Below are 15,502 nucleotides of genomic sequence, written 5' to 3'. Positions count from 1 at the left end.
TTGCCTGTGCCTTTGATGATCGTCCTTCCCGATCTGGACACGTCATCAACGTCTGGACTGCCTGTGGAAGCCTGACAGTGGAAGACGTTCAATATGCGACGCGGGTACGACTATCCATCAATGGACAGGCGACGTCGGCGTGGTCAGTGACCGGGTTTGAGATATCGGTATCACGGTATGCCCGCGCGGGGACATGTGTGGTGCGTGCCGTGCGATCCAGCGAGGAGAGTGACGCCCTTGCGGCACTTCTGCGTGCCACGGCGTTCGTGGATCGCACGACTGTTCTTTTGGAGGTGTCCGCGAGCCTGACGAGCGAATGGACGACAATCTTTCAAGGTGTCGTCGATCATATCGAGCTCGAGCCATTGACCAGTTCACTTATTCTGGAGTGTCGCGATTATCTTGCGCTGTTGATAGATTTGCGTGTCGCATCCTCGTGGCTGAACATGACGGGCGCCGAACTTGCGGAGGCGGCGATCCTTGAGGCCGGTCTTATTCCTGGGGTGGAGTTTACGGCGGCAATGGTTGGGCAATTCTGGCAAATTGATCATCGACGCACAAGCGCAGTCGCCGCAAGCCGGTTTCAATCGGCATATGACCTTGTGCTGTCGGTAGCGTCTTCGTTCGGGTGCGAGCTTTATGCTATGGGGCGTAAGGTTATGTGCGTTCCGATAGTTCTGGAGGCCCTCGATCCCGGGACCGTCGGAAACGTGCAGATGGAATTTTCGTCAGCGTCGACGGGCGCAGACTTTTGCGTTCGCCATATTTCTGTTGCTCGCGATCTCGTCAACACGTCTGGCCTGTCTGTCCAAATGTTATCCTGGGACTCCCGTCAGCGTTCGAAGGGCGAAGTGTCGGTACAAGGGGGGAGTGTTGTTCAATCTGCCACCAGGAATTCAGCGGCTTTCCATAGCTTTAGAATGCCCGGATTGCGGGAAGACGATCTGCAGCGTGTCGCGATTGAGAAATATAACGCTCTTTCCGCCCACGAATACGTCGTTCGCGTAGAGGGACCGGCCAATACGTCGATAGGAGCACGCAGTTTCCTTCGACTGGGAGGAACGGGTACGGCGTGGGATCGCGTGTATAGTGTTGATCAATGCATATATCGCTTTGATTCGCAAGAGGGGTTCACGCAGGCCATGACACTGCGTGACCGAAGCGGGGCTTTGGCGTGATTGATTATCGAATGGACGCGGCGGCGGTCCTGTGTCGCACGGCGACGGCTCTGCACGGCATTGTCTCGGCGGTGGACCCCGAGAATGGAGCCGTAAAAGTTCACATTATGCCAGAGGGGATTGAGAGTGGGTGGATACCTGACGCGGCCGGTGTCGCTGCGGGTGACTTGAGGATCGCCCGGCCGAACTGTGTCGGTTCGCATGTTCTTTTACTTCCGATTGACGGGGACGCAGAGCATCTTGCGATCGTCGGCGTCGTGTTTGATGCTGTTGTGACGCCACCTGTTTCAAGGGTGACGGGGAAAGTAGCGCAGCCTGGAGAACTTCTCATACAGACAGGCTGCGGCACCCCACCTCTTGCCGAGGGCGGTCAGCCTGGAGCGCAGGCGGCGACGGATTCGTGGTGGCATATGCTTCCCAAAGGACTATTTTATGGATCCGGGTCGGTTAGTGTTGCCATCGAATTCGATAAGATCACGTGGAAAGCGGGGGAAGCTGTCATGATCTTCGGATCTGACGGGCTTCGGGTTTCAGGCGTTGATATCGTAAGTGATCAAGACGTGAAGGCGGGTGTTCACTCGATGACGGGTCATGTCCACAGTAACGGCAATCAAGGAGCCAATACAGGGACTGCGATAGGATGACGACGCTCGCTCATATGTGCGGGGCAGACCTTTCACTGGATGCGGCGGGTGGGCTTGGCATGTCTTCGGCCGCGCAGGAAACCCGCGAGATGATCCTCCGCCGGTTATGTACAGGATCTGGCGATTATATATGGCAAATTCAATATGGTGCGGGTTTGCCGGCAATGATCGGGGAGCCGGTTGATCTCTCAAAGATCAAGTCGTTGGTGCAGTCTCAGATCCTGATGGAGGAGGGGGTCGACTTATTCAGCCTCACGGATGTGTCCATCAGTCAGGATAACGTGGGCGGTGTATATTGCACGATTTCATATAGCACTGCGTCAAGCGCCGCGCAGACGATTACTGTCAAATCTTCCTGACGGTCATTTAAGGAAAATAATACGTGAATTTGTCTGTGCGCTCATTCAGTGCGGCGGTATCGTCTGCCCTGGCGGCAGTGCAGGCCAGTTGCTCTGCGCTGACGAACGTTGGGGTGGGTACGCCGATCCGTGCTCTCATGGAGGCGGCGGCTGCAACCGGTTTGTGGTTGCAATATATTGCCCTGCAAATTCTTGCAACAACGCGATTGTCGTCATGCAGTGGCACCGATGTGGACAGTTTTGTCGGTGACTTCGGTATGGCCAGGCTTCCCGGTACTGCGGCGTCCGGGAGTGTACTGTTCACGTCGTTCAATGCTACGGGGCAGTCTGCGACGATTCTCGTTGGCGCTACGGTCAAGACCGCATCATCCCTTGTATTTGCGGTCGTTTCAGATACCGGAAATCCTTACTGGTCATCAGCACAGGGCGGCTACATTCGCCCAGCTGGAGTGGCGTCGGTATCTGTGCCGGTGCAGTGCCTGGCTGTGGGCAGTGTTGGCAATGTGGCCTCGGGAGCAATCGGTCTTCTGGGAACATCGGTGTCGGGAGTTGATACAGTCACAAACGTGGCCGCGTTCACAAATGGTACGGACGGAGAAACGGACGCGGCGTTGAAGGCGCGCTTTCCCGTGTGGATGGCGTCGAAGGCATCTGGAACATCGCGCGCCGTCGACAGTGCTATCGCCGGAGTACAGACAAATCTGACGAGCGCGCTGATGGACGGACTTGCGCCCGATCAGGCCGCACGGTCAGGCTATTTTACGGCGGTCGTGGATGACGGGAGTGGCGATCCATCAGATGACGTCTTGGCTTCTGTTCAGAAAAATATCGATGTCGTCAGGTCTTTGGGTGTGGGATTTTCCGTGCAGCGGCCGGTTCTTCTTCTTGTCAATGTTTCGATGACGGTGACGATCGCCGCAGGAGGAAGTCCGGGGACCGTGCAGGCTGCTGTACAAGCGGCGCTTACGAAAAGTATTAACGGAACTTCGGTGGGACAAGGCTATGCTTACAGTCTTCTTCCGGTCGTTGCGTATTCAAGCGCCGGTGTAACGATTTTGTCGGTTACGGATGTTCTCATGAACGGTGCCCAGGATGATATTCCCGCTTCCACAGTGCAGGTAACCCGGGCGGGTAGTGTCGTTGTGACGGTCCAGGAGGCCGGTTGATGCCAAAGTTTAATAGTTACGAGAGAAAGCGCTCTCTGAGCGGAAACGAACTGTGCGTCCTTGCCGAGGCCGACGGTTCGATGACCGTTACGGCAACTGTCGGTGAGGTTGCCGGGGCCCCCGCTCAGACGACGTCTTCGGGACAGTTTTATGCCGATGCGGGCGCGGCGATTTCCCGTTATGCCGACCGTGTGCTGGTAGGCGCGGCTGCGGACAATCCAGGCCAGACAAGTCGTGATACGGTCCCTACTGACTGGCTCTCCAAAATGATGGGAGCGACGTCGATTGGTGCTTGGCCGGTCTGGGGCGCGCAATTTTCTTCTCTGGCGCGATATGGCTCTACGGGTATCCTGGGTGCTTCCCGGACATCCGATGCAACCGCGAGCCGTGGGCTCTTGGGGTATGTGCCGAGCTCGATCGGCGTGGCGTCCTGGGCTGTGTCGGACGATACGTCCGCGGGATCGACGTCGACAGGATATGCGTTCTACGGCGAGACGTGGCGCATGGCCGGTGCTGACCAGGAGCCATGCTTTGGCCTTGAGCTTGAGGCGGTCAATTTCGGCGGTCTGCCAACGGGTGTTTCGACACCTTATAAGGTCAATGTTGGCGGCGGTGCAGTCGGCGTGCAACTCGGCGCTGGAGGAGGGCAGACGAGTGGTACAAGCGATGCGGCTTCGGGAATTACCTTCGTGTCGAATCCGAATGCGTGGCAGGTCGGAATCGTGTTCGGCGCCGATGCGCTGACGGGGACGAATGGTAAAGACGCCGGATATGCATCGGCCATTTCGATGGCGTGCAACCATGCGATAGAATGGCATACGCCTGAAGTCGTCTCAGGCGCCGATGGCATTAACGTGGGTGCCTTTGTGCGCTCGACGGTTACGCGCCGTGCGGACGGGGGGCGGCTTGAGTTCGCCGACGGCACTGTGTCGGTCAGTAATATCGATGGGAAGCCGATGTTTGTCGTTCAGACATCGGCGTCGCCGGATAATATCCTGATGGTACAGTCCGGAACTGGCACGCAGGCAGCGGGTTTGTATGCGATCCCTGCGGCGAGCGGTAATGGTAATATCGGGCTTTTCCCGGCATCGGGTGGCGAGTTACAGATTTCATCGCCGATAAGTGGTTCCGGCAGTGTGATGCCGGCGACCGTGGGGGGAGGCTTTTTGCATATCAATATCAATGGGGCGGATTACCGGATCCCATTGTGCACCGTCGAGCAGGCCGGGGGCTGATGTCCACGCTGTATGATGTCTCGGGCTCGCCGCTGCTGGCGACCGATGGACAGCCGTTACTTGATACTGGCATCGTTCCTTACAGCCAGAGAGATTTTGCACGTCGCATTCGCGCACTTTTGCCAAATGGCTGGTTTCCGGCACCTCCGGGTGAGGATGGTGTTGAGACGGCGCCTGTTCTTGATGGCGTTCTGAACGGTATTGGGTTCGTCTTCGCCTGGATCTTTTCGCTTCTCACGGCTGTTCAGGCGCAAACGCGTATCGCGAGCGCGTATGGCGGATTTCTCGATATGATTGCGGCCGATTTCTTTGGTGCGGGCGTTCTTCCCCGACTGGAGGGAGAGGGGGACGTCGTCTATCGCGCGCGTATCGTGGCCACACTGAAGGCGCCGATGAATACCCGGCAGGCTGTCACCGCCGCTATTGCCGCCGTCACAGGTGTTCAGCCTGTCGTCATCGAACCGTGGTCGGCGCAGGATTGCGGCGGGTTGGGCGCGCGTGTTGCGCCCGGCAGGGGGGGGGGGCGAGGCTACGGCACGCGCGGATTGCGTTACGGAACACTCGGGGGTGGCCAGTTCTTTGTGGAGACGGGCATTTCTTCGGGCGCGTCGTCCATGGCAGTGCGTTCGGCGATCACGCGCACGAAGGCATTGGGCATCATTGGTTGGTTGAAAGTAGAATCCTGATGGATCGTCCAATTGTTTATGCGGGTAGTATCCCGCTTGATACAGATCTTCTGAACCTGGGGCGTGGGACAAAGGTTGCTCTCGGTCGCATGGCGGACCAACTTTACGGTGGCGTGCCGGCTGCGTATGGGTTGACGTGTCGTGCCGTGCCGGGGGAGATGGCGGTGTCGATAGATCCAGGCGTAATCTTGGCCCCAGGTGTCGTGGATGGCACGCTGTTTGGTGGCAATGGTGCGGGCCTGGCGGCCGACCTGACGGCGTTGACGGTGCAATATCTGGCGCCGACGACGCAGACGATTCCGATTACCCAGACGGCAGTGACGCTGACGGTGTACGCCATCTGCCAGGAGATCGATGCTGAGCCGGCGGTACTTCCGTTTTTCAATGTATCCGATCCGTCGGTCACGCAAGCCGGCATTGGCAATGACGGAGCGATGCTCCCGACCAGCCGACAGGGGCGTTTAAGCTTCGTGGCCGCGACGACGGCACCCGCGGCTCCGGTCGGTGGATATATCGTCGCCCTCTACACGCTTCAGATTGCCGACGGTGTCCGTGATCTGTCCTCCGTGATTGTCTCGCGTGTTGCCAATGTGTTTTTCCCGACCATACCGACGCTGGTGAAAGGGCGTCTGTTACGGGAGATCGTCATGGCCACCACCGGTATGTACACGTCAGGTCCTGATGCCGCGATCATTGAGGTTGAGCAGGTTGGCGGTGGCGCAAGTGGAGCGGGTGTGCCCGGAAATGCGACTAACTACGTATCCGTGGGGTCGTCGGGGGGCGCGGGAGGTTATGCGCGGTACTGGTGTGCGCCCGTGATAAATGGTCTGGTGACGATCGGTGCTGGCGGTAGCAAGACGGCGAGTGGCGAGGGGGCAAACGCCGGAGGCGCCACCACGTTCTGCTCGCTCGTGTCTACGGCAGGGGGGGCTGCGAATACGGTGGGTCCGTCCATTGCTCCCGGGACCAGTGCGCAGGTAGGGCAGGGGCCGGGGGGAGCCGTGTCGGTTCTGAACGCGACGGCTGTCACGATGGTGGCGTCCTACGACGGGGAGAACGCTGCGTGTTCGTACGTGTTCAATAACGGGCCCAGTGCGCCGGGGATTGCGGTCTCGGCGCTGGGTGCTGGTGGGCCGTTTGGTACAGGCGGGGCCAACACGAACGGTTCGGACGGAAATCCGGGCCGAGGCTATGGAAGTGGTGGTGCGGGTGCCGCATCGACGGACGGCTCCCCCCATGCGGGGGGCGCCGGAATGGGGGGGCTTGTTATCGTGAGGGAATGGAGTGGGGTAATGCTTTCGTAGGCAGGGAGTTTTAAAAACTGCCCTCGGCGAGCGCGCGTTCGAGGGTGCCCTGCGTCCCGAGATCATACAGGCGCTCCAGCCAGCGTGAAACAGGGGCTACGAACCGTGTATCGTCCGCGAGGTTCCCGAACAAAGGCCGGATTCCAATCACGGGTCCGGGATCTCGCCGGCCCTCACGCGCCTTGTCTCTGAGAGGCGCTGCGAGCGGGTGACGGATGTCGAGCGGCTGGCCGTGGTCGTTTTCGCCGGCCACGCGTTTGATCCACGCTGCGATCGCCAAGGCCAGAAGATCGATCGACTGGTCGTCCTTCAATCGGTCCCGTGCAGAATCGAGTAGGGTCGCCAGTGGTGCGTCGGTATTGACGCGTTGGGTCGTGTCACGGATTTTCGGGTTCGAAAAGCGCTCAATTAGTGTTTTTTTGTACAGAGTGAGATCAATGCCGGGTACCGGGCGGAGGGTCTGGCCGGTTTCACGGTCCATCAGCGCCCGCATGAAGGCCGAAATTTTCTTATCGGCCATGGCCTCGGCCATGAATTCGTAGCCGGAGAGCTGTCCCAGCCCGGCCACCGCGAGGTGACTCGCATTGAGCAGACGCAACTTCATGAATTCATAAGGCGCGACGTCCTTGACGAACTGTGCGCCGACGTGTTCCCACGCCGGTCGGCCGCGGATGAAGTCGTCTTCGATGACCCACTGGCGAAATGATTCGCAGAAAACGGGCCATGCATCGTCGACCCCGAATTCGTCTCTCAAGATGAGCAGGTCGTCCGACGTCGTGACGGGCGTGATGCGATCGACCATTGTGCCGGGGAAGTGGATATTGTCTTCGACCCATGCCACGACGTCGGGGGACGAGAGGCGTGCCAGAGCAAGCACCGATCCGGCGAGCACGTGGCCGTTATGTTGAACATTGTCGCAGCTGAGTGCTGTGAACCCGGGTTGCCGCGCGAGCATGCGGCGTTTGGCCGCCTGAACGATGATGCCGGGCGCAGACACGGGTTCGGTCGGGCTGGCGATATCGTGCCGGATCGCAGGATTGTCGACGTCCAGTGCGCCAGATGCGCGATCCATGCAGTAGCCGTTTTCGGTCACGGTGAGACTGACTATGCGCACGCGCGCGTCATCCAGTGCGTCGAAAAGCTGCGCGCGGTTGTCTTGTGCGTGCAGGACGCCGCAGACGGACCCGATAACGCTTGCCGTGTCCTGCGTGGCGGTACGTTCGACCAGTGTGTAGAGACAGTCTTGCGGCAGCAAGGCGTCGCGCATGTGCCTGTCGCCGTCCAGAAGGCCGACACCGACGATGCCCCAGTCACCATGATCCCGGGTAGAGCCCATCAGATCGTGTGTATAGCGGGCCATATGGGCGCGATGAAAGCCTCCGAAACCAAGGTGGACAATCCCGGCCGAGATGTTCTCCACATCGTAGGTCGGGGTCGCCACCGTGGGAACGAGAGAGGAAAGGTTTGCTCGGGAAAGCTTGATGGGGAGCATGCGGCGCGCCGTTCGTTTTTATTTTCAGGCAGCTTGCACCGAGCAGGATCAGGCGGCAAGAGGTGCGTAGGCGGGTGCGGGTCTCACAACACCTTGAATGCTATTCCGTGAAGGAGCCCCGAGATGAACGAACATTATCCGCGCGCCGGAGTAGTTGCCATTGTACGTCGGGGTGATGCGTTTTTGCTTGTGCGTCGCGGACGCGCACCGAATGCCGGTCGGTGGGGATTCCCCGGAGGCAAGATCGAGTACGGTGAGACGCTTTTTCACGCCGCCGAACGGGAGCTGAGGGAGGAGACCGCGCTGGACGGGCGCTCGACGAGAGTGGTCACGGCCTTTGACGTCATTGATCGCGCACCTGACGGAACGGTCGGTTACCACTATCTGGCGGCTGCCGTGGCGTGTGAGGTCGACGTGGGTACACCACGTCCGGGCGACGACGCCGCCGAGGTGCGATGGTTTACACCGGGCGATCTTCGAAGCGACGACGACGTTCTGCCCCGCGTTCTGGACGTGGTTGCGTTGGTTCTGGGCTTATCGCCGGAGGCGGCCGAAGAGGACGACTGAAGATAAAGACCGAATCAGGCGTCTCTCTTGTCCGCGTCCCTGGATTTCGCGCTTCCCAGTTGCGGCACTTCGACGTCGATTTCGAGGAGCGAGCATCCGGACCCTCGATCCAGTTTCACTTGAACCTTGTCCTGATCGACGGCGACGTGCCGGGCGATGACTTCCAGAATCTCCTGATGAAGTTTGGCCAGCAGGTCAGAATGACCCTCCCCTGCGGAACGCTCGTGCGCCAGCAGAATCTGAAGGCGATCACGCGCGACAGGGGCGGAGTTGCGCTTGGCGAACAGGTTTGCCAGGAAGCTCATGCGACACTCCGCTTGAAAAGCCAGTCGAAAAGACCCTTCTTTTCGGTTGGTACGCTGACGTCCAGCTTCTCGCCCTGCAGGCGGCGCGCGGCGTCAAAGTAGGCCCGTGCCGGCGCGCTCTGGGGGTTGGAGATCGTCACCGGCGCGCCGACGTTCGATGCGCGCAGGACTTCTTCGCTTTCCGGCACAATACCAAGGAGGGGAATCGACAGGATCTCCAGCACATCTTCCGTGCGCAGCATTTCGCCGCGCGCCGCACGCGCCGGGTCATAGCGCGTCAGGATAAGATGCTTGTCGATCTTTTCGCCTTTTTTGGCCTTCTCGGTCGTGCTGTCGAGCATGCCGATGATCCGGTCGCTGTCGCGAACCGACGATACTTCGGGGTTCGTGACGACGACGGCGACGTCCGCATGGTACATCGCGAGTTGCGCCCCACGCTCAATACCCGCCGGGCTGTCGCAAATCACCCAATCGAACTTCTCGCGCAGTTCTTCCATGACGGCGGCCACACCCTCGGCAGTGAGCGCGTCCTTGTCGCGTGTCTGCGAAGCCGGGAGAATCGACAGGGTTTCGACCCGCTTGTCCCGGATCAGGGCTTGCGACAGTTTGGCATCACCCTGAATGACGTTCACGAGATCGAACACCACGCGGCGTTCCGCTCCCATGACGAGATCAAGGTTGCGCAGGCCGACATCGAAATCGACCACCACGACGTTCTGGCCGCTTTGAGCGAGAGCTGCTCCCAAAGCCGCGGTGGACGTCGTCTTGCCGACGCCGCCCTTGCCGGACGTGACAACCAGAACTTTCGCCATACTTTTCCCATCCTTCGTCGAACAGCGCCGCTACGCTGTTCGTTTCTTAGTTAATCTGCCCGCAAGCCCGCAATCAAAAACCCGGTTCAAGTCGCGGTCCGGGCAATCGACGTAACGACTGGACGTACGACGATCCTCTCCTGCTCTAGCAGAGCCTGAGCCGGGGCTCCGGTTACAGTGGCGTCCATTTCGTCCGCCGTCATGTAGAAACCATCAATGGCCAGCAACTCTGCATGCATCGCCATGGCGAAAATGCGGCTGGACGCATGGCCGCCTACGCCCGCGATCGCCCGACCACGGAGCGCGCCGTATACATGGATCGAGCCGCCGGCCGTTATTTCGGCGCCTGATGCGACAGAGCCGATCACGATCACGTCGCCTTCCGGATAAAGAACGCTCTGGCCGGAACGCACCGGCTCCTCGATCAGGAGGGACTCTCGTGCCGCGGCCCCGGAGACCTCGGGGGGCGGCGTGGGCGCGTCTGCTTCGTCGGGTATCTCGACCGGTCCGGACGCGCGACCACCGGCAAACCCGGTCGGCATGTCCCAGTCCCGAAGTGCCGTCCATGCCGGGTCCGCGCCTTCAACGCCGATGACCCGGACGCCGCGTTCGCGGATATCGGCGAGAAGTGACGCAAGGCCGGTTTCGTCCGGGCCCAGCAGCCCCAGATCGAGGATGACCGGCTTGCCAGCGAAGAACTGCGCCGAGCGGGCAATCTGTGCGTCAAGGCCGGCGATCCAGCCGTCCAGAGGCGCTTCGGGCGAGAGCACGAGGGCAAGGAACGAGCGCCCACGTGCGCGAATTCGCGTGGGGGAAGGGCTTTCTTCAGACACTGCGCGCGCGCTCCTGTCGCGAACAAACGGTACTCGCCGCAGCAGCTAGCGTCACGGCGAGGTCCTGTCGAGGGGTGGCGGCGGAATCAGCCGGAAGCCGCATGAATTTCGGCCGCTCCGTGCCGTGTCGGCTCTTGGCGCGGTGTGCGTTTGTGGCATAAAATCCTGTGATGCGTATCCTGTATCATTTCCCGCTCTCGCCACAATCCCGCAAGGTGCGGCTCGTGCTGGGTGAAAAGCGTCTGCCGTTTGAACCGTTGACCGAACGGACCTGGGAACGGAGGGAGGATTTCCTCGCCATCAATCCTGCCGGCGAGGTTCCTGTCCTGACCGAGGATAACGGTCTGGCCGTTCCGGGCGGTTCCGTTATCACGGAATATTTGGAAGAAGCCTATCCTGACGCGCCCCTTCTGGGCCGTACGTTGGGAGAGCGTGTCGAAGTGCGTCGTCTGGTGGCGTGGTTCGACGGGAAATTCGAAGCCGACGTGACACGTAACCTGCTGGGCGAGAAGCTGATGAAGCGTGTGTCTGGTGGCGGCAATCCTGATGGCAATATGCTGCGCGCGGGCTATACCAATATCAAGTTTCATCTCGATTATATCGGTATGCTTGCCGAGACGCGGCGCTGGCTTGCCGGAGCGTCGCTCTCGCTGGCCGATTTCGCGGCCGCTGCCCATCTTTCGGCTCTCGATTTCATCGGCGATATCGACTGGGCCAAGGCTCCATCCGCGAAGGAATGGTATGCGCGTGTGAAGTCGCGCCCCTGCTTCCGGTCGCTGTTGAACGACAGAATCACGGGTGTAACGCCGCCGGATCATTACGCCGACCTGGATTTCTAAGGGGTGCCTGGTCCCGACGGCATACGCTCGTGAAGGCGGCAACGCCCCCTCATTCTGTCGATGTGGCGGTGATCGGCGCGGGTGCAGCGGGATTGATGGCCGCCGGACGCATGGGCCAAGCCGGGCTGCGAGTGGTCGTATTCGACCATAATGACGAGCCCGGGCGGAAAATCCTGATTTCCGGTGGCGGTCGGTGCAATTTCACGCATCTGGACGCGGCGCCGCGACATTATCTGTCCGCAAATCCCCATTTCGTGAAATCGGCGTTAGCGCGTTACACGCCTGCGGATTTCGTGCGCATGGTCGATCGTCATCATATCGCCTGGCATCACAAGAGCCCCGGGCAATTGTTCTGCGACGGCTCGGCGCGGCAGATCGTAAACATGCTCATGGCCGAATGTCCGGCTGGGCAGGTGACCTTTCAGTTTGGCACGCGGCTTACGGCCGTCGACCATTGCGAGGATCGATTCTGCCTCGCGACCACGGCTGGGGCGTTCGAGGCCCGCAGCGTCGTGCTGGCGACAGGCGGATTGTCAATCCCGAAGCTTGGTGCGTCTTCCTTTTCCTACGACGTTGCCAAGCGCTTCGGCCACAGTCTCGTTCCGACACGCGCCGGGCTTGTGCCCTTCGTGCTGTCCGGCGGCCCGGAGGCGGATGCTTTGCGCGATCTGGCCGGTGTCTCGGTACCGAGTCGCATCAAAGTGGCAAAAGAGACATTCAGCGACGCGCTGTTGTTCACGCATCGTGGCCTCTCCGGCCCGGCGCTCTTGCAGGCCTCGTCATACTGGACCCACGGCGGCATACTCGGGATCGATCTTTTGCCCGGGGGGGACGCCCTGTCCTTTCTGACCGATGGCAGGCGCCGCCGCCCGCGGGCCGCTCTGGCCACCGTTTTGTCCGAACTACTGCCACAGCGCCTCGCTCGCTTCCTGACCCATGAGGTCGAGGAGACAGAAACGATGGCGAACCAGCCCGATCGCCGTCTGCGCGGGTTGGCCGAACGTATCCATCGCTGGCAGATCGTGCCGGCTGGAACGGAAGGCTACGCCAAGGCGGAAGTCACCTGCGGTGGTATCGACACACGTGACCTGTCCTCGCAAAACATGGGCTCGAGACGGGTTCCGGGGCTGTTCGTCATTGGCGAAGCGGTCGACGTCACCGGTTGGCTTGGCGGCTACAATTTCCAGTGGGCGTGGTCGAGTGCCGTTGCCGCAGCGGGTGGCGCCGTCGAACACTGCCGGGGCTGACAGTCCGACGCCCGGGCTCAGGGGTGAGGCTGGTGATCGCCGCCGCCGTGAGTGCCGCCCCGATCGCTACCCTGAACCCCATGCTGCGGTCCGTCGCCCGGTCCATGGTTGGCGTGTGCCTCCGGGGCGCCACCGGGATGTCCCATGTCACCGCGCCCCTGATTGCCGCCATACCCCCTGAAGTCGGGACCACCGCTTTGGCCGCCGGCGTCGTTGCCGCCACGCATCATTCCCGGACCGCCGGGGCGGCCCGGTGGTGCAAAACCACCCGGCCGCCCGTTCCATCCGCCCGGACCACCGCTCGATCCCCGCCCCCAGCGGTCCCGGTCCGCAAACCAGGGCTGGCCACGATAATGCGCGCCCCAGTAGTCTCCAAATGCGAAACCGATGATCGGCAGACCCATCGCGGCGCCATATTGCCAGACCGGACCACCCATGCCCGGGCCCATCATCTCGATCGCCTGCCCGGCGACCCAGCCGCGGTAAGGACCAGTGGCGACGTCGCACCACCCCCAGCCTGATTCACAGCCGAAAATCTCGACCTGCGTTCCGGGCGGCAGCATGCCGACAGCAGGATATTCCGGCGATGGACCAGCGAAAACCTGCGCGCCCTGCGGCAACAGGCCGGGTGACGCGTGCGCAAGGGGGGCTGCGGCAAGCATGCCGATACTGACGACCGAGGCACTGAGAGCGGCAAGGAATACGCGGGCCATGGAGAGTCTCCTTCGTCCATCCGAGCGGGACGACGACCTCAAGAGATCATTGCGATGCGGGCATTCTTAAGGCTCCCGGCAACCGCTTTTGGCCATGATCGAACCGATCAGATCACGTCGTCCAGAGACATGGCCTGCCGCGAAAGCAGGTCCCGGTAAGGGCCGTCCATGCGCTCCAGCATCTGCGGGCTGTCATCCTGTACAATGCGGCCATATTGCATGACAACGATCCGATCGAAGGTCTTCAATGTCGACAGACGGTGCGCGACGGCGATGACCGTCCGTCCCATCATCAGGCGATCCAGCGCGGCCTGGACATGCTGCTCGCTCTCGCTGTCCAGGGCGCTTGTCGCCTCGTCCAGGATCAGGATCGGCGCGTTGCGCAGGAACGCACGCGCGATCGCAATCCTCTGCCGCTGGCCGCCGGACAGCTTCACGCCGCGATCCCCGACCTCCGTCGCAAATCCTTCTGGCATCGCCTCGATAAAGTCTAGGCAACCGGCGGCGGTCGCCGCGGCGATCACTTCGTCTTCCGAGGCTTCCGGCTTGCCGTAACGGATGTTCTCCAGCACCGACCGGCGCAGCATGGTCACGTCCTGCGGCACGACGGACATGCTGGCGCGAAGGCTTTCTTCCGTCAGGCGCCGCGTGTCCAGCCCATCGACCAGAATAGCGCCCCCCTGCACGAACCGCATCCGCTGCAGAAGCCCGATCACGGTGCTCTTTCCCGATCCGGAGCGACCCACCAGCCCCACCCGCGTGCCGGCCCGGATGTGCAGGTTGAAATGATCCAGAACCGGCGTCTCGCCGCCTGGATACGCGAACGTGACATCGTCGAAGATGATTTCGCCGCGTGGATGCGCCTCGAACGTAAGGGCGTGGGGATCGTCCTTCATGTCGTGCGGCACGAGAAGCGCGGACAGGGCTTCCTCCAGCCGCGCCGTATGCTGGATAGTCTCGACTAGAGCCACAGCCAGGTCACGCGTGCCATGGAGAATCATGAAGCCCAGCGTGATGACCATAACCACGTCACCGATGCTGGCCGCGCCCGAATGCCACAAAAGCACGACCCATATCAGCAACCCGGCCGTGAGCAGCGCCGTCAGGACGGCATGCACCAGGCGCAGCTTTTCTAGATAACGCAGCGAGCGTCCCCGTGCCCCCATTTCCCGTTCGATCACGCCCGCCAGCCGTTCGCGCTCGCGTCCGACCATGCCGAACGACCGCACCAGCGGCATGCTGCTCACGACGTCGAGCATTTCCGCGTCAACTGTTGCCGCCTCCGACGCGAACAACTGGTGATGGCTGCGGCCGCTCTCCGCCATGCGGAACATCAGCAACGCGAGTGCCGCCGCCAGCACGACGATCACCACTGCCATGACCGGGCTGACGGTGGCCAGAAGCGTGATCGACAGGGCAACGTTAAGGCAGGGCGGCAGTACGTTCCACGTCGCCAGACTTTCCAGCGTGAACGATGCCGTCGCGGCCGTGCCGATCCGCGCGGCCAGCGCGCCGGGCATGCGGTCGGAGAAATACGGCGCGGAGTGCGCGGTGAGGTATCGGAACAGGTCGCGGCGAAGGTCGCCCGTCACCTCGACGAAGGCATGGCTCGCATACCAGCCGCCGACGCGCCATGACATGTTGTCGCACGCGATCAGAACCGCAAGCAGCGTCACCGCGTGCCACACCGGGCCCATCGGGCCATGCGCGTGCGCGGTCAACGTATCGACCAGATAGCGTGTCGCGTACGATCCGATCACCGTACACGCGACCGCGAACACGACCGACAGGAAAATCACGCCGTGCCGCACCGGGTGGTGCCGCACGTAGCGCCACATCAGGGCAACCGGACGATGGGCGTAACCGACGAGTGCGTCATCGGGGATCACCGTATCAGAGGCATGGGGCAAGAGGGGCTGTCTCCGGCGCGGCGCAGGCGCAGTCGGCTGAACGTTGGACGGACGGGGGAGAACCCGAGAGCGTGTCACATGGAGTGTAACGGCATCGGACCGGATTCAGAAGCCCCCCCGATCCGCTTGGCGCCGTTGCCTGTCCCGCCGCCATCCTTGCCCGGATATGGCCATTATATGGCCGCTTGCCCGCCGCCTCGTTGGACGATACC

At 61.4% G+C, this 15,502-nt stretch carries 16 protein-coding genes; 10 read left to right on the top strand and 6 right to left on the bottom strand.

The window, feature by feature from the left end; translation table 11 throughout:
- Nucleotides 1-200: 200 nt before the first annotated feature.
- The 7 genes from HUK82_RS01820 to HUK82_RS01790 all read left to right on the top strand — a co-directional run bounded on the left by HUK82_RS01820 (nt 201) and on the right by HUK82_RS01790 (nt 6,572).
- Nucleotides 201-1,178 carry a hypothetical protein gene (locus HUK82_RS01820; protein WP_176612323.1) on the top strand — a complete coding sequence of 326 codons (978 nt, stop codon included), beginning with the start codon at nt 201-203 and terminating at the stop codon, nt 1,176-1,178.
- Nucleotides 1,175-1,822 carry a baseplate assembly protein gene (locus tag HUK82_RS01815; RefSeq protein ID WP_176612322.1) on the top strand — a complete coding sequence of 216 codons (648 nt, stop codon included), beginning with the start codon at nt 1,175-1,177 and terminating at the stop codon, nt 1,820-1,822. Before HUK82_RS01820 ends, HUK82_RS01815 begins: the two co-directional genes overlap by 4 nt.
- Nucleotides 1,819-2,181 (top strand): phage tail protein, encoded by a 363-nt coding sequence (locus HUK82_RS01810; protein WP_176612321.1) that lies wholly within the window; start codon nt 1,819-1,821, stop codon nt 2,179-2,181. The genes HUK82_RS01815 and HUK82_RS01810 overlap by 4 nt, the downstream gene beginning before the upstream one ends.
- 23 nt (nt 2,182-2,204) lie before the next feature.
- Nucleotides 2,205-3,347, top strand: a complete 1,143-nt coding sequence (locus HUK82_RS01805) for a baseplate J/gp47 family protein (RefSeq protein WP_176612320.1) — start codon at nt 2,205-2,207, stop codon at nt 3,345-3,347.
- 80 nt (nt 3,348-3,427) lie between these two features.
- Nucleotides 3,428-4,582, top strand: a complete 1,155-nt coding sequence (locus tag HUK82_RS01800) for a hypothetical protein (RefSeq protein ID WP_256126878.1) — start codon at nt 3,428-3,430, stop codon at nt 4,580-4,582.
- Entirely contained in the window at nt 4,582-5,268 is a 687-nt protein-coding gene (locus HUK82_RS01795; protein WP_176612318.1) for a hypothetical protein, read from the top strand. The genes HUK82_RS01800 and HUK82_RS01795 overlap by 1 nt, the downstream gene beginning before the upstream one ends.
- Nucleotides 5,269-5,456: 188 nt before the next feature.
- Complete coding sequence (locus HUK82_RS01790) at nt 5,457-6,572, top strand: hypothetical protein (RefSeq protein ID WP_176612317.1); 1,116 nt, start codon at nt 5,457-5,459, stop codon at nt 6,570-6,572.
- 10 nt (nt 6,573-6,582) lie between these two features.
- Here the strand turns inward: HUK82_RS01790 and HUK82_RS01785 are convergent, their stop codons facing one another.
- The gene (locus HUK82_RS01785) at nt 6,583-8,064 is read right to left on the bottom strand and encodes a mannitol dehydrogenase family protein (protein WP_176612316.1); all 1,482 of its coding nucleotides are present in this window, start codon (nt 8,062-8,064) and stop codon (nt 6,583-6,585) included.
- 123 nt (nt 8,065-8,187) lie between these two features.
- Here HUK82_RS01785 and HUK82_RS01780 point away from each other — a divergent pair, with 123 nt between their 5' ends.
- Nucleotides 8,188-8,631 (top strand): NUDIX hydrolase, encoded by a 444-nt coding sequence (locus tag HUK82_RS01780; protein ID WP_176612315.1) that lies wholly within the window; start codon nt 8,188-8,190, stop codon nt 8,629-8,631.
- Between the two features lie 14 nt (nt 8,632-8,645).
- On the opposite strand, the gene minE is transcribed toward HUK82_RS01780, so the two are convergent.
- From minE to minC, 3 genes are all read right to left on the bottom strand, one after another.
- Nucleotides 8,646-8,936, bottom strand: a complete 291-nt coding sequence (gene minE / locus HUK82_RS01775; RefSeq protein WP_176612314.1) for a cell division topological specificity factor MinE — start codon at nt 8,934-8,936, stop codon at nt 8,646-8,648.
- Nucleotides 8,933-9,748, bottom strand: coding sequence for a septum site-determining protein MinD (minD, locus tag HUK82_RS01770; RefSeq protein WP_176612313.1), 816 nt, complete (start codon nt 9,746-9,748; stop codon nt 8,933-8,935). Before minD ends, minE begins: the two co-directional genes overlap by 4 nt.
- 86 nt (nt 9,749-9,834) lie before the next feature.
- Entirely contained in the window at nt 9,835-10,581 is a 747-nt protein-coding gene (gene minC, locus HUK82_RS01765) for a septum site-determining protein MinC (RefSeq protein WP_176612312.1), read from the bottom strand.
- Between the two features lie 170 nt (nt 10,582-10,751).
- On the opposite strand from minC, the gene fzlA reads away from it, so the two are divergent.
- Nucleotides 10,752-11,420 (top strand): FtsZ-binding protein FzlA, encoded by a 669-nt coding sequence (gene fzlA, locus HUK82_RS01760; RefSeq protein ID WP_176612311.1) that lies wholly within the window; start codon nt 10,752-10,754, stop codon nt 11,418-11,420.
- 68 nt (nt 11,421-11,488) lie between these two features.
- Complete coding sequence (locus HUK82_RS01755; RefSeq protein WP_317134850.1) at nt 11,489-12,667, top strand: BaiN/RdsA family NAD(P)/FAD-dependent oxidoreductase; 1,179 nt, start codon at nt 11,489-11,491, stop codon at nt 12,665-12,667.
- Nucleotides 12,668-12,684: 17 nt separating this feature from the next.
- Here the strand turns inward: HUK82_RS01755 and HUK82_RS01750 are convergent, their stop codons facing one another.
- Both HUK82_RS01750 and HUK82_RS01745 read right to left on the bottom strand, forming a co-directional pair.
- Entirely contained in the window at nt 12,685-13,380 is a 696-nt protein-coding gene (locus tag HUK82_RS01750) for an SH3 domain-containing protein (protein ID WP_176612309.1), read from the bottom strand.
- 107 nt (nt 13,381-13,487) lie between these two features.
- Nucleotides 13,488-15,290 (bottom strand): ABC transporter ATP-binding protein, encoded by a 1,803-nt coding sequence (locus HUK82_RS01745; protein ID WP_246495596.1) that lies wholly within the window; start codon nt 15,288-15,290, stop codon nt 13,488-13,490.
- Nucleotides 15,291-15,502 lie beyond the last annotated feature (212 nt).

It is taken from the genome of Ameyamaea chiangmaiensis (genome assembly GCF_013376175.1).
GTDB lineage: Bacteria > Pseudomonadota > Alphaproteobacteria > Acetobacterales > Acetobacteraceae > Ameyamaea > Ameyamaea chiangmaiensis.
Note: the sequence above shows the minus strand (reverse complement) of the source record. Positions and strands in the feature narration are given on the sequence as shown.